14 protein-coding genes are annotated in these 21,149 nt (G+C 39.5%); 7 read left to right on the top strand and 7 right to left on the bottom strand.

The features are described from left to right. Positions 1-15: 15 nt before the first annotated feature. The 4 genes from HWV58_RS01330 to HWV58_RS01315 form a co-directional block, all read right to left on the bottom strand. Positions 16-2,868, bottom strand: coding sequence for a glycosyl hydrolase 115 family protein (locus HWV58_RS01330; RefSeq protein ID WP_175632330.1), 2,853 nt, complete (start codon positions 2,866-2,868; stop codon positions 16-18). 3 nt (positions 2,869-2,871) lie between these two features. Then, complete coding sequence (locus HWV58_RS01325) at positions 2,872-3,978, bottom strand: endo-1,4-beta-xylanase (RefSeq protein WP_175632329.1); 1,107 nt, start codon at positions 3,976-3,978, stop codon at positions 2,872-2,874. A gap of 38 nt (positions 3,979-4,016) precedes the next feature. Next, the gene (locus HWV58_RS01320) at positions 4,017-4,856 is read right to left on the bottom strand and encodes a sialate O-acetylesterase (RefSeq protein WP_175632328.1); all 840 of its coding nucleotides are present in this window, start codon (positions 4,854-4,856) and stop codon (positions 4,017-4,019) included. A gap of 101 nt (positions 4,857-4,957) precedes the next feature. Next, on the bottom strand, positions 4,958-6,037 hold the full coding sequence (locus HWV58_RS01315; protein ID WP_175632327.1) for an endo-1,4-beta-xylanase: 1,080 nt from the start codon (positions 6,035-6,037) through the stop codon (positions 4,958-4,960). 788 nt (positions 6,038-6,825) lie between these two features. Here HWV58_RS01315 and HWV58_RS01310 point away from each other — a divergent pair. Further along, positions 6,826-7,647, top strand: coding sequence for an AraC family transcriptional regulator (locus tag HWV58_RS01310; RefSeq protein WP_235972611.1), 822 nt, complete (start codon positions 6,826-6,828; stop codon positions 7,645-7,647). A gap of 113 nt (positions 7,648-7,760) precedes the next feature. Then, on the top strand, positions 7,761-10,226 hold the full coding sequence (locus HWV58_RS01305; protein WP_175632326.1) for a TonB-dependent receptor domain-containing protein: 2,466 nt from the start codon (positions 7,761-7,763) through the stop codon (positions 10,224-10,226). Between the two features lie 579 nt (positions 10,227-10,805). Here HWV58_RS01305 and HWV58_RS01300 read toward each other — a convergent pair. After that, positions 10,806-11,210: a winged helix-turn-helix transcriptional regulator gene (locus HWV58_RS01300; protein WP_175632325.1), complete on the bottom strand. Its 405-nt coding sequence runs from the start codon at positions 11,208-11,210 to the stop codon at positions 10,806-10,808. Positions 11,211-11,391: 181 nt separating this feature from the next. Here HWV58_RS01300 and HWV58_RS01295 point away from each other — a divergent pair, with 181 nt between their 5' ends. Both HWV58_RS01295 and HWV58_RS01290 read left to right on the top strand, forming a co-directional pair. Then, the gene (locus tag HWV58_RS01295) at positions 11,392-12,159 is read left to right on the top strand and encodes an SDR family oxidoreductase (protein ID WP_175632324.1); all 768 of its coding nucleotides are present in this window, start codon (positions 11,392-11,394) and stop codon (positions 12,157-12,159) included. A 1-nt stretch (position 12,160) separates the two neighbouring features. After that, a complete protein-coding gene (locus HWV58_RS01290) occupies positions 12,161-13,162 on the top strand; it encodes an NADP-dependent oxidoreductase (protein ID WP_175632323.1) in 1,002 nt (333 codons plus the stop codon). 323 nt (positions 13,163-13,485) lie between these two features. Here HWV58_RS01290 and HWV58_RS01285 read toward each other — a convergent pair whose 3' ends face one another. Continuing rightward, complete coding sequence (locus HWV58_RS01285; RefSeq protein WP_175632322.1) at positions 13,486-14,631, bottom strand: hypothetical protein; 1,146 nt, start codon at positions 14,629-14,631, stop codon at positions 13,486-13,488. 456 nt (positions 14,632-15,087) lie between these two features. Here HWV58_RS01285 and HWV58_RS01280 point away from each other — a divergent pair, with 456 nt between their 5' ends. Continuing rightward, a complete protein-coding gene (locus HWV58_RS01280; protein ID WP_175632321.1) occupies positions 15,088-15,957 on the top strand; it encodes an RteC domain-containing protein in 870 nt (289 codons plus the stop codon). Positions 15,958-16,121: 164 nt separating this feature from the next. On the opposite strand, the gene HWV58_RS01275 is transcribed toward HWV58_RS01280, so the two are convergent. Beyond that, positions 16,122-18,389, bottom strand: a complete 2,268-nt coding sequence (locus HWV58_RS01275; RefSeq protein ID WP_175632320.1) for a GH92 family glycosyl hydrolase — start codon at positions 18,387-18,389, stop codon at positions 16,122-16,124. Positions 18,390-18,682: 293 nt separating this feature from the next. On the opposite strand from HWV58_RS01275, the gene HWV58_RS01270 reads away from it, so the two are divergent. Together HWV58_RS01270 and HWV58_RS01265 are read left to right on the top strand one after the other, a co-directional pair. Then, positions 18,683-19,555 (top strand): DUF808 domain-containing protein, encoded by an 873-nt coding sequence (locus tag HWV58_RS01270; protein WP_175632319.1) that lies wholly within the window; start codon positions 18,683-18,685, stop codon positions 19,553-19,555. Positions 19,556-20,041: 486 nt separating this feature from the next. Beyond that, positions 20,042-20,437, top strand: a complete 396-nt coding sequence (locus tag HWV58_RS01265) for a hypothetical protein (protein WP_175632318.1) — start codon at positions 20,042-20,044, stop codon at positions 20,435-20,437. Positions 20,438-21,149 lie beyond the last annotated feature (712 nt).

Here is a 21,149-nt window from a genome sequence, read left to right as displayed (position 1 = left end):
ATTGGTTTGGTTAGGTTATTTTCTGATGCTTTTAATACTTTCTGGCGGGCCTAAATAGCTTGGTTTTAACCCGCCAAGATCCAGTACTAATTTTTGTAATACTATCCCTGGGGTAATCATCCAATATTTGATGGTATGTTTACCTGTTTTGTTAAAGGCAAGGGGAGTTTTGAATATTTTAATGTTGCGGGCCGCCGATTGCCCCCAGGCATATTCGGAAGCGTAGTCCACACTGATGTTAACCATTACTGGAATTTGGTCATCTAAAGAAACAGCAAACTTCAACCCGTCTTTCGCGGTGAAATCTATCGTGGGCGAGACAAAGGTATTCAGGCTAAAATTACCCGTTTGAGTTATAAAAATGTCGTATTCCAAATGTGGGGATCCTTCTCCGGGCTGTTGCACTGGCGCAGTCACAGGTATTGGGATTACTCCGCTCCTGGTTTTTCCGTAATTGGGGATGGTTTTCCAAAAAATAGGTCTGTTGTTCACAGCACTGCTATAACTTGTTGCTTCCATCGAGATATAGCCATTATCGCACAGAAACAAATTCGCGGGTAAATCTGCCGGTATAATGTTTTCGGTAGTTATTGGAAGAATAATACTCGAGCGATCACTACCGGAAATAACAATTTGGGTTTCTCTATTGCCTTTGGGCGCTTTGTTCCAATCAATGCTAATTCGGATTTTCTCGTCACCATCGAGCATTCCTTCTCTGCTACTTAACATCATAAAATCTGGAGCTTTAATTTTGTACTTCAGTCCATTTGCTCCTGTTTTAAAAATTTCGAAGGTATGTGATGTATTAGTCAGCGCTGAAAAATTGAAGCCTTGGGCTAACTTTGTTTTTCCCGTAAAGTGAAGTTCAGTGTTTTCTAGTACAATACCCAGGGAATTACCGCTGTTGTTTATGAGCACAGTTTTAGGGGAAATATTGCGATCAGGTTGCTGCCAGGAAGTGTATCCAATATGAGTTTGGTCCATCATGTGGTCCCATTTTCCTTCTGCCATTGTTTTGTTGTAGTAAGTACTGATTTCGGCATCCCGTTTAAAGAGAGAATCCACCTTACTGGCCAGACTATTGGTCGAAAATCTTCCTTGTTTGGCATATAATTTATTTTTAGCTACTGCCAAATACATTTCGTATAAATTAGCAACGGCTTCAATCGGATGAAGGACCAGTTGGTAATAGGCATTTCTTTGGTCATCGGTTAATTGTTTGTAGGTAGTGATGGCTTGTTGTTTGAGTGTAATGAAATCGCTACTTACCCGTTCGAACTCATTATAGTTGATCAGACTATAGGTTTGCTCATCAAGGAGCTCTGGTTTAATTCTGGCAGCGTATTTCAGGTAGGTATCTATGTGATCGGCGATTGCTGTGGCGTGTTCATTGCCAAACTGTTCAGCAGCCCAGTTAACTGTGTAGTCCATTAATTTATTGGCAGGGATGGCGTCAGGATTCCAAGCATAATCTAAAAAGAACTGAATCGGGAACTCCATAGGTTTTAAATCGCCGACGTTTACAATCCAAATCTGATTAGCATCATATTCATGTGCAAGGTGCATTTGTTCCCAGATTTTTTGAACTGGGTTGGTATTTACCCACTTGTAATTTCTCGGGCCACCCACATAATCGAAGTGATAATAAATTCCATAGCCACCCTTTCTGGGCTTCTCGCCTAACCGGGGCAATTTTCTGATGTTCCCCCAATTATCATCGCAAAGCAGTAAAGTTACATCATCGGGAACCCGCATGCCTTTGTCATAATAATCCTGAACTTCTTTGTACAGTGCCCAGATCTGTGGGGTTTGTGCCGCAGGTTTTTGAGTCACCTTTTCAATAATTTCGCGCTGGTCTTTTACAATTTTTTCTAGCAGGGCCGTTGCTGTGCTGCCCGACATGGGCTCATCACCATCCCCACGCATGCCAATAGTGATAATTTGTTCTTTACCATTCACTCTTTTTAGGCCGCTTTCCCAAAATGCACGTAACTGCACTGAATTTTGTTCATAGTTCCATTTGCCGCCTTTATATCGTTTCCATTCATCGTGTGCACGAGTCAAGGGTTCGTGATGCGAAGTCCCAATTACTATCCCATATTCATCAGCTAGGACAGGGTTGAGCGTATCGTCGTCATTAAATGCATTTCCCCACATAGCGGGCCAGAGGTAATTTCCTTTTAAGCGGAGAATTAATTCGAACACCTTTTCATAAAACTTATGGTTAAAGCCTCCAAATTCTTTTTTGCTCCATGCCGAAAGGGCAGGGGCTTCATCATTTAAAAATATTCCCCGATATTTTACTACAGGGGAAGAAATCACATGGCTCCCCCCAATAACATAAAGCGAATGACGTTTTTTTACCGGAACGTCAGCCCAGTAATGCCAAGGGGAAACGCCCATTTGAGCAGAAAGTTCATATACCCCATATATGGTTCCACGCTTATCGCTCCCGGCAATCACTAAAGCAGAATCAACGCCCTTTATTGGGCTTTTCACAACCTGAATTAATGTCGCCTCCCATTTTCCAACAATTTCAGAAACATTTAGACAGTGGTTGCGGACCATTTCATCAATGATTTGGCTTTTGCCAATGGTTCCAATGATGATGGGGAGCCTGCTTGTTTTGCTGGTTAAAAATATGGGCTCAGTTCCACTCACCATTTCAATGTCGTGCTGAAGATTTTTTGCCGCCCGTACCGCGCCGGGCCATTCGTTACCACTGACAATAATTGTGGGAACCTTACCTTGGCTCACAAGGGAGAAGCTTCCAGGCAAATAATTATTTACCGTAATCGCATTGAGGGTATTCGCTCGGACAATGATAACGCTGGAAAACAGTAAGATCAGTGTAAATAATTTGTTCATGATTTAGAATTTTGTGACTTTCCAATAGGCTTTTTTCGGTTTTAATTGCGTATCAAAGAGTAAAGGATAATTTTTACGGCCGGGTACCGGATAACCGTCCAGCCAAGTCCTACGATCTGAAATGTTCCAGAAGGTAACGTTGCTGATAACGTTTTTATAGTTTCTAAACACATTGAACACCATTTTGTATTTCGCCACCTGTCTGGCCTCGAGTTCAGTTGTGTAAGCATCGCTTTCATCGGGGCGTTTGCTGCGTTTATTTTTCTCCCATGGGTAAATAGAGATATCTAGTTCAGTAAACTGTATTTTAAGGCCTAGGGACGAATACCGCTCAATTGCAGAAACAAGCTCTTTTTCCGTCGGTTCATAGATCGACCAGTGTGCCTGCAGGCCAACACCATCTATGGGTACTCCTTTGTGTTTGAGGTTTTTAAGTAGCTTGTATACCCGTGCTGTTTTTTCGGGTCTTTCGGTGTTGTAATCGTTGTAAAAAAGCTTGGCCTCTGGATCGGCGGCGTGGGCATATTCAAAAGCTTTAGCGATAAAATCTTCACCGCAGATTTGAAACCATTTTGAGTTTCGTAAATATTGGGTGGAATCGTCATCAATGGCCTCATTTACCACGTCCCATGCATATATTTTCCCCTTGTATCGTCCTACAACAGCATCTATATGAGCCTTTAACCGTTGTAATAATATTGCTTTACTTACCTCTTTTCCATCTTTACCCGTAAAAAACCAAGAAGGTGCCTGTTCGTGCCAGCATAAGTTATGTCCGCGTACTTTGATGTTATTTTTCTCTGCAAAGCTGATTATAGAATCGGCTTCCCGCCAGTTAAATTTCCCTTCTTCAGGCTGCATGCGCTCCATTTTCATGTCGTTTTCCGCGGTGATACTGTTAAAATGCTTTTTAATCAATGCACTTTCTTCTCCGCTCAGATTGCCTCTACCCACCGCAACACCGATTGGGAAGTAATCTTTGTAAAAATCTTTTAAACCCCTGGTATCTGCTTGATTATCGGAAGAAAACTGGCTGGTTTTACATCCTCCAAAGCTCAGTATTAAGGATAGAAATAAGCTATAGCTTAAAAATATATTTTTGGTACTCATTATATCTTGATCAATTTTGAAAAGCTTGGGTTATCTGCTTATTTTTTGCCAAGTAAGCTCAGCATCTTTTCCCCATACCTTTTACCCAATATCCGGTAACCTTCGGCAGAGAAATGCAGGTTATCTGGGCCATCAGGGCAGCTCGCAGAAGAAATGACATGCGCATTTGTAATTGCTTGTGGTAAGGTTGCAATAATGTTGTTCATACTTGCACAAACGCCTCCTTGATCGGCATTGACAACCTCGCCAGCAAGTAGCGGGGTCTTCTCAGGTTTTAGTTCCAGGTCTTTCAAAAGGGTCTCATATATATGCTTTACTTTTTCAGGCCATGCTTTATCACCGGTATTGGATTCTCCCTGGTGCAGCAATATTCCCTTGATTACACCGACTCGCTTTGCAATTTTGGCCATTTCTACCAAGCGGGCATAGGGGTTTCCTCCATATTCGGCTAATATGCCCTTCATCCAGTCTGGTGCTGTTGCGGTGTAGGTCTGGCAATTTTCTTTGTCGAACAGTTCAATTTTACATCCTCCCACAGCAACATTGATTACACCAATTTTAATGTTTTTGGGCAGATTGGCAACGAGCGTCCGACCGAAATAATCTACCGGGCCTAAGCCGGTTTTACATCGGGCTAATGGGGGAACGGCGGTATACCAGTTGCCTTTCGTACGGTTTAAACTTGCGCAATCAACAGCTTCCAATATTTGAAACCGTTGATTTACTTTTGTAGTATCCTGCGCTTCGAATCTGGCGGCGCCTTCCATGTTCGATTGTCCAAAACATAGAAAGATATAAAAATTTGGATCCTGTGAAAATGACGGGATACTGATTAGCAGCAAAGCTGCGCAAAAAAAGATGGAACGTAGTTTAGTCATATTTGGTTATTATTAATGGTAACTGATTAGGATGTTTTTGCATCCGGTAACAGGCTTTTTTAGGGTTACACACCTGCTTCAATCATCAACCTGCTAGAAGTTTAAAATCTGGTAACCTCATAGTATGCTTTTTTAGGTTGTAAATCCGTATCAAATAGCAATGGAAAGTTTTTTCTACTCCTACCGTCAAGCCAGCTATACCGATCCGACAGGTTCCAAAACGTGACTCCAGTAATTTGCTCTTTATGTTTTCGGAATACCTCAAAAATCATCTGATACTTTTCCAGTTGCCGCTGCTCCATTTCTGGAGTAAAAGCAATTGCATTGACTCCTTTTTCACCGGTGATTAGCTGGCCACCCTGCCTTCCTGAATATACAGAGACATCGAGTTCGGTAAACTGGACTTGAAGATCCAGGGATGAAAATAACTCAATTGATTTTTCGAGCTCCGATCGGCTAGGGTTATCGATTGACCAATGAGCCTGTAATCCAACGCCGTGGATGGGAACACCTTTGGCCAACAGGTTTTTAAGCATCTTGTATATCTTATCCCGTTTTACAGGATTTTCCGTATTATAATCGTTATAAAACAAAACGGCTTTTGGATCTGCCGCATGTGCATACCGAAAGGACTGCTCGATAAAATCCGCCCCAGCGATGTTATGCAATGGAGATTTGCGGAAAGTGCTGCTGTCGTCGGCAATGGCCTCATTCACCACATCCCAGGCATAAACTTTTCCGCGGTACCGAGATACCACCCTATTAATATGGTTTTTGATTCTGGAAAGTAAGACTTCTTTCGGAACTGGGTTCCCGATAGAGTCTTTAAAGAGCCATCTTGGGGTTTGCGCGTGCCATACCAGGCAGTGTCCCCGGACTTTTATTTTATGATCTAATCCAAATTGAACAATGGAGTCTGCCATTTTCCAGAAAAATCTGTTTTCATATGGATGGATAGGCCCCATTTTCATGGCATTTTCTGCAGTAATTGAGTTGAAATGTGTTAAGATCAATGATTTCTCTTGATTTTGGAGGTCGCTTGGCTTTACAGCAACCCCTACGGGGAAATAGTCTTTGTAGTAGTCTTTCAATCCGTCAGCCCTTTTATATGCAATCAGAGGTAGGGCTGCAAGGGAAAGGCATAAAGAAATGTTTCGTAATTTGTTCAGCTTCGGGCTCATTTGTTAGTTGATGATTACAAAGCTAAATTATCTGTATTGCTGTTATCGGGATAGCTTGTTTCATCATTTTTATAGCACATTTGAATAACTGAAGAATAGAGCCTGTGGGTTTTGTTGCATAATGAATGATCTAAAATATTGACTGTTAATATGTTTTAGGTATGGGAGGATTTTGTTTGTAGTCAATCCACTACCAAATGGCTTGGTCGTGGATTGTGGAATCTCCTGACTATATTCAATCGACAACGAAGTTTAGTTAATCATCCCCATTGTTTCTCCCACTTTTTTAAGCGTTATTTGTTTGTCCTTTTTGCTCCTGGTTTTGCCTTTCCATCTGTAATTTTGGAAATCGGGCACTCTTTTTTTTGCAATTTCAGCAGCCGTCCGACTATTTTCCTACTATAGCTTATCCTCAACCCGATAGTGAAAACACGTACAATAATTTCTTTTTCCTTTACTATCCCTTAATCTTATCCTTGAAAACTTTGTCAAAATTTACTATCGCTTCGCAATGCCCGAATAAGGTCGAAGATCCACGCTTAACTCTAGCGATGAAAGCTAATCGATATACCCAATGTCAGCTAACTAAAACAAACTGACTAATGCTAAAATTAGTTGCTACCAAATGCTGGCATTTAATTTCAATTGAATCTAGCAGCAGCAGCAGTATTCTTAAAGCCTAGGAAGGATGTTATATTTGTGGGCGCAAATCAAAAGATCTGAACTAGAACGTATTCAGTTTATACCGCCTAACAAATGAATACTGAGGTCTAATTTGTCGAATAAATATGCAGATAGTCATTAAGAACAAAATTCAGGGGAATAAGACCTTAAAAGTATCACCATTTAAAAAGGAAGTGCGCGTAACGGCACCCCATAAGCATAATAGCTATTTTGAAATTATCTACCTTTCCAGGGGAAACGGCTTCCATTATATAGATTCGCAGTGTTTTGAGATCTCTCAGAACAGTGTTTTCTTTGTAAGAAAGGAACAGATACATCACTGGGAATTGACTTCAGAACCAGAAGGCTATGTGGCTATCATTAAGAAAGGCTTTATTGATCAGAGCCTCGACAGAGAAATCAGAACTCTGTTGCTGCAATTGAGCAGAAATGCCGTTTTGCAGTTAAAAGATACTTCATCCATCAATAAGATTTTTGAGTTACTCGTAAAAGAGTCAGATAGAGTTGACAATTCGACAATGGCAGTTGTAGAAGGGTTGTTAAAGGCATTGTTAGCAAAGATCCATTCGGAGGGAGCAGTGTTGCCAACAGGTGTAAAGCAGGACGGCAATGGTCTGTATTACCAGTTCCATGAAATTTTGAGCCAGGAAAAACATTTAAAGAATAGTGTTGCCTATTATGCTGCCAGATTAATCACCTCTCCGCAGAATCTGAACCTGGCTTGCAAAAAAGAAATGAACGTTTCCGCTTCGGTCATACTATCTGAATTCATAATTAGTGAAGCTAAACGCTTACTGATCTATACGGACAATACTGTTGGTCAAATAGGCTTTGACCTCAGTTTCAGCGATGCATCACATTTTGTCAAGTATTTCAAACGCTACACAGGCTACACACCACAAAATTACCGTGCTGGTGTCGTATAGTACCGCATTATTTTCAAATGTACCATGTGAAACAGAATTTTAAATGCTTCTTTGCGGAACCTAATAACCATTTGAAAGTTTTGAAGATCATTAACCATACTAGCAGACCATTCATGCAATTCTCCAGAAGCTTTGTATTTCTTTTGCTCAGTCTTTTCAGCCAGGTAACCAAAGCACAGCAATTTACCCTAAAAGGTATTCTTATTGACCAACAAAACAAACAACCTCTTGAGTATGCCAGTACAGCCCTGTTAAAAAAGTCAGATTCGACGGTTGTTGGAGGTGCATTAAGTAGGCCCAACGGGTCTTTTGAGATCAGCAAGATTAAGGCTGGCCAATATCTATTGAAAATAGCTTACATAGGCTATAAGAATAGATTTATCCAGGTAGAAATCAATAATATTGAGGTGCTTGATCTGGGGCAGGTTAGCCTTACCCCAGCAGGCGAATCACTTAGCCAGGTCAACATTAACAGTGGGAGGGTAAATGCTGCTAATAAGATTGATAAACAGTCATATCGTGCTGATCAATTTGAAAGCGCCAAAGGTGGAACTGCAATAGATGTATTAAAGAATCTGCCTTCTGTGGCTGTTAACGGAGAGGGGCAGATCAGTGTTAGGGGATCTGCCGGATTCCTTGTTCTTGTGAACGGCAAGCCAGTACTTACTGACGCACAGACTGTCTTAAGCCAGTTGCCTGCAAACATTTTGGAAAATATAGAACTGATCACTTCTCCTTCTGCTAAATATGATCCCGATGGGAAAGCCGGTATTATCAACATCGTAACCAGGAAAGGCGCCAATGACGGATTTACATTGACTACAAATGCCCAGACCGGACTTCCAAGTACAACAGGCTATGATAACAAAGAAAAGCCCAAGCGTTTTGGTGGCGATATTACCCTGAACTTTAGAAAAGATAAATGGGACATATCTGTGGGTGGGAATTATCTGCGGAATGATAATGCAGGGTTCCGTGAAGGGGATGTATTTACAAAAAATTTCACCCATAATACCATGACCCGTTTTCCTTCTAATGGCGAACGTAGTTTTGATAAATATAATTATGCAGGTAGGTTATCTGCAATTTACACCCTGGATAAAAAGAACACTTTTTCTATCGGTTTTTTTAGTGGAAAGCGTTTTCAGGCTCGTCTGGCTGACCTTGTTTACTCCAATAGTACTTCAGTTCTTTCAACTGGGCTTCCGATCAGGTCAAGCACTTATTACAATTCCAACCTGCAAACCAAGGAAGGGAATTTTACCCTCGGCAACCTAGATTATACACATACTTTCGCAGATAAATCTTCATTAACAGCCTCGTTGCTCTATGAACATGCCAATTTATATGGAAATACCAGAAACAGAAATCTAGGGTATCCTAATATAGCAGATACCATACAGTATGTTTTTAACCCCTATAAGAACCCGATTAATGGATATAGATTTAAGCTCGATTACGCCATTAATATTGGTAAAGGAAAATTAGAGAGCGGGTACCAGGTTAGATATGATACCCAAGACGGACAGTTTGATTACTTTGTCACCCCTGCAACTTCACAGCCGGATGCCAATAGGTTTAGAGGAAGTGCGAGGGCAAAAAACAAGATCCATTCGGTTTACTCGCAATATTCAGGCAAATTGAACAAACTGGAATACATTGGAGGATTGCGCTATGAATACGCCACCAGAACATTAAATCTTTCTTATGATCCTGCAGCTCATGAACTGGATCTTTCGAACCTTTTTCCCTCTTTAAATCTTCTTTATAATATTTATGATGGATTGAGGTTAAAGGCTGGGTATTCAAGAAGAATCCAGCGTACAAATAATTATGAGCTTAATCCAATTCCTGAAAGGGAGCACTCCGAGACTTTGGAACAGGGCGATCCTGACCTAAAACCGTCGTTCATCGATCTTGCAGAACTCGGATTGACCAAGACCCTTAAGAAGGGCTCTTTTTTTACAACATTATATTATCAAAACACTAAAAATCCTATACAGCGTGTAAACAGCGTTTATGCAGATACGATCTTAAACAGGGTATTTACAAATGCAGAAATGGCGCGTTCATTCGGCCTTGAGCTGGGAGCCAATCTCCAGCTTGTTAAGTGGTGGAGTCTTTATCTGGGGGCTAACCTGTATAATTATAAGGTTTCAGGGAATTTAAATGTACTTGGAAACAGCTCGATAGTAGATAATGCAAACTGGGTATACTCTATAAACACGAACACCAGTTTAAACCTCAACAAAACCTGGAGTTTACAGGCAAATGTGAATTATTTATCAAAACGGCCAACCGCGCAAGGTGAGGATTCAAAGTTTCTGGTTCCCAATGCTGCTGTTAAGAAAACATTCATGAATGGCCGTTTTTCTGCAACTCTACAGTGGCAGAATATGGATCTTGGCATGAACCAATCCAACAGACAACGAATCACTACATTTGGAAAAGACTTCTATACCACTACCAATTATATTTACGAAACTGACGTTTTCTTATTGAATTTCAGCTTTAACCTGAACAAGCTTACCGGTAAATCTAAACTTCCTTCCAGCGAATTTGGTGATAAGGAGTTTTAACGCACCAATCGCGATTGGCACGTCGTCTGCATTCAATGTGAAACGATCAGATGAATATTCAGTTAATCGGTTACAATTCAGGAGTTGTAATTAATATCCAGTTTAGTCAGAGTCTTTTTAACCTTATAACCCGGAAAAAGTTTCAAAAGATATCTTATCCGTTTGTCGTTTTATAAATAAAAATTAATTGTGTTACAGATCATTTTCGTTTACCCATTTCTTTAATAAAATAATTTTTCTCTCTAGATTGGCTCATCTTTTACCATTTAACACTCGTTTTGTGGTTAGAAAAATCTTTCTTAATAATAAGTTTTTCGGAAATCAGATCATAATCCCTCATCATTGATTGTAGGTTATTGATTTGCACTAGGTGTTTTAGATATTTGAGGTCAGCTACGAACTTCGTAGCTCAGCTGTTCGATTTTTTATTTTATTCGGATTTTTTCAATCTTAATATTTTCAGTTTTTTAAACAAAGTGTTTTGAAAACCGGGTTTATCTTTTGCGAAATCACCCTGTCGCCATCATACACTAGTCTAACATTGAGCTAAGTTTCTGTACTTAAGAATTACTCTGTTTGCTAGAGCAAGGCCGCCGCCTTTTCCCTCAAAAACGCCTCTTTATCTTTTCTAACCTCTTTAAGCATTTCTTTACTTTCTTTTGGTAAGGTAAAATATTTATCAGCCCATAGGTTGATTTCGATCATTAAAGGAAGCAAATCAACCCCTTTTTGGGTTAGCTTATATAGTACTTTGGCCTTACTCTCCGGATGATCCTGTTTCGTAATCACCCCATTTGTTTCCAGCATTTGCAAACGGGAGGCCAGAATGTTAGTAGCTATTTTTTCGCCTGATTTTAAAAAATCACCATAAGTACATTGTTTGGCAAACATCAAATCCCTAACAATAAGTAACGACCATTTATCGCCCCATATATCCAATGAGCTACTGATAGGGCATTCAGACCTCTTTTTAATATCCGTCATAAAATAATTTATAAAGTCACTTGCAAAATGAAAGTTATTTATATATTTGTACTTGCAAAATGCAAGCAAATTTATGTAATTTTATTGGAGATACAATGAAAACAACAGAAAATACAGTATTCATCAGCACGAATTGGTTATTACAATTAAGGAAAATGGTGCTTATTAATTTCAGATAATCATGAACTTAAAAGGGAAAACTATTCTTATTACTGGTGGTGGATCGGGGATAGGGCTTGAAGCCGCAAAACAATTCATGCAGATCGGTGCAAAAGTGATTATTACAGGAAGAAATCAAGCCAAACTTGACGCTGTAAAAAAAACTTATCCAGCATTAATTGCTATACAAAGTGATGTTGGAAATGAAGCAGACGCTTATTCACTTTTTGATCAAGTAAGACAACTTGGTGGAGTTGATATTCTCTATAACAATGCAGGTGTTGGTGTGCCACCAGAAAATTTGGGCATTGCCAGTGATCTGCATTTGAAAGGGGCGGCGTATGAAATGGAGGTTAATTACCTTGGTGTTATTCGCCTCAACAATATTTTTATGGAGATGCTAAAATCAAAAGAAGAAAGTGCGATTATCAATACTACCTCAATCCTGAGTATGGTTCCATCGCTAATAGAGGCTACCTATTCCGCATCTAAAAGCGCCCTGGCTTTTTATACCAGATCTTTACGAGAACACCTCACAATTTTGAATGCTAATGTGAAGGTTTTTGAACTATTGCCACCTTTGGTGGATACAGAAATGGTTGCCGATAGAGATGATAAGAAAATAAGCCCAGCACAATTGGTTAAAGAATTGATAAAGGGATTAGAGCAAGATCACTACACCATTAGAGTTGGGGCTTCCAAACTAGTTTATATTTTGAATAGATTTTTCCCGAGACTTACCTTTGGATTGATTAATCCCAAAAAAACAAATTCCACTTTAAAGCCTTAAAATGAAAGCTTTCACTATAAAAAAATACGACAAAAAAGGAGTCCTTGAACTTACTGATGTCCCTGTGCCAGTATTAAACCAAAATGAAGTATTAGTTCAAGTTCATTCTTCCGGCTTAAACTTACTTGATGCCAAGATAAAATCCGGGGAATTTAAAATGATATTACCCTATAAGTTCCCACTTATTTTGGGACATGATGTAGCGGGAATAATTATTCAGGTTGGAAAGAATGTGAAGCAGTTTAAAGTAGGCGATCAGGTTTATTCTCGCGTTCCGGATTTTCATATTGGAACCTTGGCCGAATATATTGCCGTAAATGAAGCAAGTATAGCATTAAAACCCAATAACCTTTCGATGGAGGAAGCAGCATCAATTCCGCTGGTTGCCTTGACTGCTTGGCAGGCCTTGGTGGAAAAGGCAAATCTCAAGAAAGGGCAGAAGGTATTTATTCAGGCGGGCTCTGGGGGCGTAGGAACAATAGCCATACAGCTGGCAAAACATTTGGGGGCAACTGTTGCAACAACTGCTAGCGAAAAAAGCTTTGAAATGCTTAAAAACCTAGGGGCTGATGTACTGATCGATTACAAAAAAGAAGATTTTGAAACCATATTGAAGGATTACGATGTGGTTTTAAACAGTCAAGACCCAAAGACACTTGAAAAATCATTGAGGATTTTAAAGTTTGGTGGAAAAGCCATTTCAATCTCAGGACCTCCAACTCCAGATTTTGCTAAAGCAATTGGCGCTACTTGGTTTGTTAGGACAATCCTATCTTTCCTTAGTTCAGGTATACGCAAAAAAGCAAAAAAATTAGGTGTTGACTATTCTTTTCTTTTTATGAGAGCCGACGGAAAACAGTTGGCAGAGATCTCTAAACTGATTGAAGAAGGGGATATAAGGCCGGTCGTAGATAAAGTATTTCCATTTGAACAAACTAATGATGCAATGGAATATATCGAGAGTGGCCGTGCCAAGGGGAAAGTAGTTGTTAGATGCAGTTAGCTGCAAAAGGGGGATACCCAATATCTCGATCAGCTAAGATTCGAGTTAGGCACCTTTAATGAGAACTAAAAAGCGGCACTGAATTTTTATATAGTATAGTTATTTGGCTTTTTAATGTATAACCAATAGTTACTTTAAGGTAAATTTTATCGTGCGAGGATGAGATGGGGACGCTTTGGTTAATGTTTGATTAAAACATTAACCAAAGCGTCTATAGCGTTCTAAAAGAGTTTCAGATTGTATTATTTTCATGGAAATCCTACTGCAGTTCTAGAACCAGGTAAGGGATTAACTAAGCTAAAGTTGCTTATGATGTATGACATCTATTCCATTCCCTGGGATATAGCAAGCATTTTTGAAAGCTTTTCACTTACTTTGTTGATGTCCTGCTGGCTATGAGAGTAATAGGCATTTTTAAAGCTTTTTTCTGAGATATTTTCAACTTCAGCAGTGCTGTAGTGGCTGGTGACATGCTGGCGGATCTGTTTAGGTCTAGTCTCAAGGATGATTCCGCACTCCACTTGCAAGTGAATAAAAAACGCCAGCTGCTTTACACTTAAAGATACCATATAATCATCCTGGACAATTCCATTTGCTGAAAGACTGGATGCTATCCCTTCAATCTCACGCAGGTAACAAAGTTCAGCTTCGACAAATTTTAGCAGTGATTCTTTTATCAAGGGTAAATCTATGCGTAGGGAGCTTGAAAGGCACGGCGAGAGCCTTATCAGTTCTTTTTTATCCCGCGAGAGTAATTCAAATTGATCTCTTAGCGAGCCAGCAGTATCCAGTCTGCTTAGAATAATCTCGCAGCAGGTTTTGTGGAATAAGGGAGAATTCAGGTTGCATTCTATCAGTAGATTAACCAAATCTTTCCAGCTGCGTATTTTCCCAATTTCGTTTTCTCTGTTTAGGATATCTAAAACAGCTAATAAATAATCCAGCTGATAAAAGCAGACTGCTTTTTTTGGGTTTTCCCTAAAAAGAAAAAGATCATCCAGTACGTTGTGGAGCTTATCATCTGGACTAATGCGCTGGGAGAGTGCTAGCAGGGATGATATCTTATTTTCATTTGAGCGAATAAAATCATTCAATAAAGCTTGGGGTACTTGCAAGGATTTATCCCAGAACTTTGGAAAGTGGATCTCTAAATTAAAAATCAAACCTCGGATAATATTGACGCACTCAGTCAGAAAGGGTAATCCTGCCTCTTTAGATGGACTATTGGGATTTTCCATTTTTAGATGTATCCCTTGGTAGATCAATAGCAGATCGTTCTGATGCTGGGAAAAACCGATTTGCAGGTTTTCAGGAACGCTGCTACCCAAGCAGTGCTGCAGTGAAAGTAATACCCGCCCACATTCCTCTTCCAGTTCAACCAAGATTGATTTCTGTTTCTCTTTAGCTAGCCGTAAACCAGTACTAATGTTATTATAAAGGCTATTGATGTAGTCAAGTTGATAATTCATAAGGCTGAAGCGTAAAGGATTAAAAATAATCTACCAGAATTGGAAAACCTTTTTTTTCGGACAAGAGGTGTTTTGACTGATGCGTAAACAGCTTTGACTTGTTTAAAGCGAATAGACTGAGTGTCCAAATTTAGGTTTTAGCCAAACTCTCAGGGATAGGCCTTCATAGCTCGGCTGAAATTATTATGGGTGGCGATGCATCAGCAGATTTAGCATAATTTTAAATCCTTCTTCAAGAATAGGTTTGGTTAATGTGAATAACCATTTAAGTATTGCAAAAGCATTTTGATTAAAGCTTTCTACTCACTTGAGATAATAGCCATGGTGGATAAAAAGAGGGGTTGCTCAAAGGGTAACCGCTCGGTAACTTGATGGATATAGCCCAAAAGATAAAATTTGTCTTTAAGCTCAGTAGCTGCATTTTACTCTTGAGGCTGATGGCGTAATTTAACCTAAATGAAAAATATGATAAAAAAACTAAGTGCCGATTTATACCAGCAAATGAAAGCTGATCTTGATGATTTAAAAGGGAGCGGAATACCTAAAAGTCAAATGCTAAGGGATGCGATTTTGATTGTGCAAAAATATTTGGATGAGTTGAAAGCTTTGGTTGATGCAAACCCCTTTCTTGGCGAGGAAGAAGAGATATGGTTTTTCAAAATCGAAAAACCCAGGTTTTACAGGTGGCTAATTTTTTATACTGAACTATTTGCAATCGATAACACCAAACCTATCATCGGGAAAGAAGAAATAAAGGAACACTACAATGATCAGATGCGATACATTAATCGTTTCTTTAGATCTCATGAATTTCATTACCAGTATTTTAGATTGGATAGTAACGAGCTTGATCGTTTATATTTTATTCGTGGCGCCTCGCCATTAAAGACAGAGATGAGTTTGATTCCAAGGGTAGATCCATCCTTTGGAACAGGCCATGAGTTTCTTTTTTCAAATTTTAGAGCTTATGAGATGCTACAAAGATACTTAAGTGATCAGCTCACTTCTGATGTGGGGATTGGTTTGGAGAACCAATCAAGTGAACAGAAAGGAAAGAAGTTTGCCTGGACAGGTGATCAAGTTAATTTAATAGAAATGATTTATGGACTTTGGCTAACCGGACAGTTCAACAATGGAAAAGCAGATCTATCTGATATAGTGGCTGTTTTACAAAATGTTTTTCAGGTGAATTTAGGCCAATATTTTAGAAGATTCTCTGAAATTAAGCAACGTAAAGGAATGAGCAAAACTAGGTTTTTGGATCAAATGCGTGATGCGCTGCAGAAGAAAATCTTTGATTGGGAGGGAGGGATAGCTGAAAAATAAGAATAATTGATTTGAAGTAAATCTTACTAAATAGCTTTCCATTTAGCCCGTTTTAGAAAATGAAACACCTATGGTTCATAAAAAAGGGATATGTTTTGACTAACATATCCCTTTCTCGACCTTGGCTTTACTTTTACCTCGTCACTTGCTGCAAGGAAGCAAGCTTACTTCACAGACATGTTGAAGGAAGGAGGAAGCGAACTTTCCTCAGATGCCCATAATTTATTTGGACGTTTACCCATGATCAGTTCCAATTTTCCACCTTTCATTAAATCCTCATGGGAAAACCATGATTTATTCCAGACCTGTCCATTTAGCTTTGCCGATTGAATATATTTGTTTTCCGGCGCATAATTTAAACATGCCACTTCGAATTTCTTACCATTTCCAATATCCAATTTTACATTAGCAAATGTTGGGCTACCGATAACATACATTGGTAAGCCTGGGGTTATTGGATAAAAACCCATTTGAGAAAAAACGACAAATGAGGTTAACCCGCCTCCATCTTCATCACCTGGAATGCCCATTAAATCGTTTCGGAACCATTGAGCAAGTAAACTGCGTACGCGTTTTTGGGTGCGCCAAGGTTGACCTGCATAGTTGTATAGGTAAGGGATATGCATGGCAGGCTCATTGCCCATTGAAAACTGACCAACATTGCCCGTATGGTCTGGCAATTGGGAATAAAAATCAAACCTGCTTTTTCCAAGCGGGGTGTTGTACATTTTCTCCAGCTCATCAACAAAAGCCTGTTTTCCGCCTATCATCTCTACTAAATCACCTAAATTATGCAAGACATCCCAGCGGTAAAGCCAGCCATTGTTTTCATCATACGTATCCCGTGCACCCAGTCCACCCGAAAACCGGTAGTCCAGGGGCTGGATAAATTTGCCGTCAATATCTTTTGGATGAAAGAATTTGGTATCCGGATTAAAGACAGCATGATAGCTTTTACTTTTCTCTAAAAAATCTTTAGCCTCATCTGTTTTGCCCAGTTGCTGCGCAATGTTCCCTAAGCACCACTCATCGTAAACGGTGCCCAAAGTAACCGCAATAGGCTGGCGCTTTTCAAAACCATGAACCTCCGGCGCAGTTTCTTTTTCACCTGGAGGCAATGCTGGGAAATACCCTTTGTCTTTAAAAAACTGATCTAGTACACCAGCTTTTTTTGCCGACCAAGGCGACAGCGTTTTTTCGGTAATTCCTGCCTTACAGTATTGATATGCCTCCTCAAGGTTAAAACTTCGAAGGCCCTTGTTGTAAGCATCAATTATGGTTGCCACCCCATGATTGCTATTCATTCTGCGGCTATCGCCGGTAACTTCGGGAAAAGTTGGCATCCAGTGGTCGTCCATTTGCTGGGCCATACGCAAATACGAGTTAATCATATTGCCTTCCATTTTTGGCTCAATGATTACCCGCAGTGGGTGGGTGGCCCTGTAAGTATCCCAGATCCAGTCATCAGTAAAGAAGGGCGTCCCGTTATCATTGTGAACTTTTCCATCGAAGGCGCTAAAATATTGACCGTCTTCAGATAAACTGATCATGCGCTCATATGTGCGGTAAAGTGAGGTGTAAAAGATGGTTTTAGCTGTTTCATCTGTTCCCTCTACAGCAATTTTTCCAAGGGTTTGATTCCATATATATTTGCCGTTTCGAACAACTTTATTAAGCTCATAATCTTTTATTTCCCTATTAAGGTTTCGTTTTGCCTGCTCTACACTAATAAACGATATGCCGTAATGGGCTTTGATTTGCTTGGTATTATCTGGATATTTTAATATCAGGTAAGCATTCTGACCAGAAGTGGATTGTTCCTTTGAGTCGATTTGACCATCCTTTTGCTTGCCGGCGGAAGTGGGGAATAAATCTGTTTGGAAATAAATATATACTTTGGTGTTGTTGCTCAATTTCTGAAAGCCACTTACTACATTTTCTTTGACCGACAGTTCCCCGTTTCTGGTATTTAGAACTAGGTAGGCTGGTGCTGATTTAGAAAAATTAATGGCGTAAATTCCCGATTGGTGTGAAGGGGCAAATTGGACATTAATGCCATAGTCATCTAGATCTACCTCATAATAGTAAGGCTTGATAATTTCATTATCGTAGCCATAAGCCAACACCGGCTTAATGTTTTTCAAATCGCCCTGAAATGGACTCAAGTTGAATGCTGAACTTCCCCTGTGGCTGGTGATGACTAGCGGTAAACCGTGAATAGTGTTTGCCGTAAAGTTATCTCGTTCTGGATAAACCCTTAGCAGACTGTTCGGCAAATGGACAGTAGGATAGGTGGGAACAAGTAGGTGGCTGATGTTACCAATATAGGGGTTAACATAATCTACTGGCTGTTTTTTTACTTGAGCGTTCACTATACTTGTAAAAAATGTGAACCAGACGCAGCTTAATAAAGCGCAAAAGTATTTTTTCATATTTAATTTTTCATAGAACCCCATAAACTTAACGCGTTTTGAATCCGGCATTTTCAACCTTATCAAATAGTAAATATATTTAGCTGTGAGGTTTTTGATTAGGAAAGCAAGTTAGTAAAACGATTTATTAAATTTATTATGAATCTTATCATTTTTGGTGTTTTCTTATTCTCTAGATGTTCTTACCCATTTTTTCTTTAGCAAAGCTCGATCTGATATACAGGAATCTTTTAATGTTTTTTCTTTCAGAATAAGATTGATTTGGTATTTTGCAGGCCCAATTAGATAAGGATATGGCTTCAGGTTTTTTTGCAATTTTAGACGATATAGGTGCTTTAATGGATGACGTTGCGGTGAGCGCCAAGCTTGCTGCTAAAAAAACAGCTGGGATACTGGGCGATGACCTTGCCGTTAATGCGGAAAAATCCACAGGTTTCCTATCTTCTAGGGAACTTCCTGTACTTTGGGCAATAACCAAAGGATCATTAATCAATAAGCTGATTATAGTTCCAATAGCGCTATTGCTAAATGTGTTTTTTCCAGTGGCCATCAAAGTAATTTTGGTACTGGGAGGGATATACCTGGCTTACGAGGGGGTCGAAAAGATTGTAGAGTACCTTTTTCATCGCTCTGCAAATACGCATGGGGAAGCTGCTGAGGTTTTAGAAGAAGACGAAAATGCAGAGAAGACAAAAGTGAGATCTGCCATCACCACAGATTTTATTCTCTCCATTGAGATTGTAATTATCGCTCTAGGTAGCGTGCTGGAAGAAAGCCTCACCTTACAGATCGCAACGGTTTCAATAATAGCGCTTTTAGCTACAATAGGGGTTTATGGGATTGTAGCCATTATTGTTAGAATGGATGATGCAGGTTACCGGTTGATCAAACGTTCAAATGGGAAAGGCGCACTTTCATTCTTTGGCAAACTGTTAGTCTCTTCGCTTCCTATAGTGATACAAGTTTTAAGTGTAGTGGGTACAATTGCCCTAATTCTTGTTTCGGGGGGGATTTTCGTACACAATATTGAGTTCATGCATCACCTTTTACCAGGCGTCCCTTCAATAATAAAGGAATTTGGTGCTGGTTTAATTGCGGGACTGTTAGCTGTGGCACTTGCAATGGCAACTAAAAAAATCGTAAAGCTTTTTAAGCGTAAAGCTTAATTTTAAAAAACTGAACACTGCTGCGAAAGGAGGCATTTATTTTGTTTTCCTGAATTACTGGCGGCCTTGATGATTTCTTTTCAGCCGCATCCGGGGTTTAATTTATCGTGATCGAATTATTAGACGAATCTTAATTTTAAGCACAATGTCTTAAAAAGTTGACTGTTTACGTTGATTTGAGGCTAGAGTAATTATCAAGTGATGTACCCCCAAGGCTTCCATTTTTAGCAAGTTGATTTCATCAAGATTATCCTGTCTATATTGTTTCAATACTAGCTAGTCAATCCCATAGGCTATCCTTTCGACCTGTATTTACCTAGAGTATCTAAAGCTTCATTCAAATTAGTAAGAGTTTGCTCGGCTTCTTTTTCCAATTTTTCTTTTTTAACTCAGATCAATTTTAAACCCTTTTATTGTGATTGATAATTATCAAAACTATTAATTTTTTGTAGTATTTATAATGCATTTAGTTTTATTTTTGTTGAAATGAAAAATGCAGTTTCGATATTTTGTCTTTGCTTACTATCGTTCTTTGGACTCAAAACCAAGGCGCAGGGCACTGTCCCAGGCTGTTTGGTAGCTGACGAACAACTCGTGTATACATTTGATGGTGGTGGGAATGTATACGACCCTCGTTATTCTACTGGTCTCTCAACAGATTATTGTTCCTGGACCCCTACTTCTGGAACCGTCTGTAATATTTGTGACCGTCAGCTTAATCCTGGTGGAAATTGCCCAGGGCATAATTACCAGGCGCAGGGAGTCGAGGGGATTTTTACGATGCTTGGGTGCCCAATAGACGATTATCTTCTTCCTTTAATTTTGTCTTTAGCAGGATTAGGCGGCGTTTTTGTGTGGAAAAGGACGCTTTTATCTGTTTAAATAACCCTTCTTTTTCTTTTATCGTAGTTTAAGCGATGCTAGTTTTATTCTCCTAACCTCTAGAAGTGGTTGGCGGTACTTTTTATTGCTCTGTTCAATTTTAAATCACAATTGACGCTCATAAATGCACTGAGCAGAATTATGAATCGCTTTGACATGGAAACAAATCAACCGGGGGGTGAAAATCAGTAATTTGAAAAAGCAACTTCAAAATTGTAAAACAGTAACATATTGTTTTGATTTTGTTTTACTGGCTACGATAGCATACTGATTAAAAAAGTAAAAAACAAGAGCAAAAAGACTTAAAAGCATCTGTTCCATACCAAGAAAATATTGCCAATGCAGAAGATGAGAGGCAATTTCAAAATAAATCGTTAGCAATGTATATCGTAATGGTGAAAGAAAAATAATTAGATGTCGAAACTTTGTTATGCACGCCGGTGAAAAGTTTCGTTTCTCGGCTGGGACAAGGTCTTTGACATTGGGGAACGAAGCATTATCCTGTTAACACGGGAAATTTTGCGAAGCCTTGAGTTTTCAGGGTGAAAGCGCAGAGGCAGGCTGTAGAGTCCGGCTTGTAGAAGCCGAGGTGAGTAGTTCCGAAAAAAATAATTCAGTTTTGAATACAAAAATGGGCAGGCGCGCTAATGGCGTTTCTGCCCATTTTTTTTGCCCTCACTTTGCCTATAGTTAGAGGCACGTTTTCATTAAC

This window comes from Pedobacter ghigonis, assembly GCF_903166585.1.
Taxonomy (GTDB): Bacteria; Bacteroidota; Bacteroidia; order Sphingobacteriales; family Sphingobacteriaceae; genus Pedobacter; species Pedobacter ghigonis.
The sequence above is the reverse complement of the archived record's forward strand: the minus strand, read 5'-3'. Positions and strand labels throughout refer to the sequence as shown.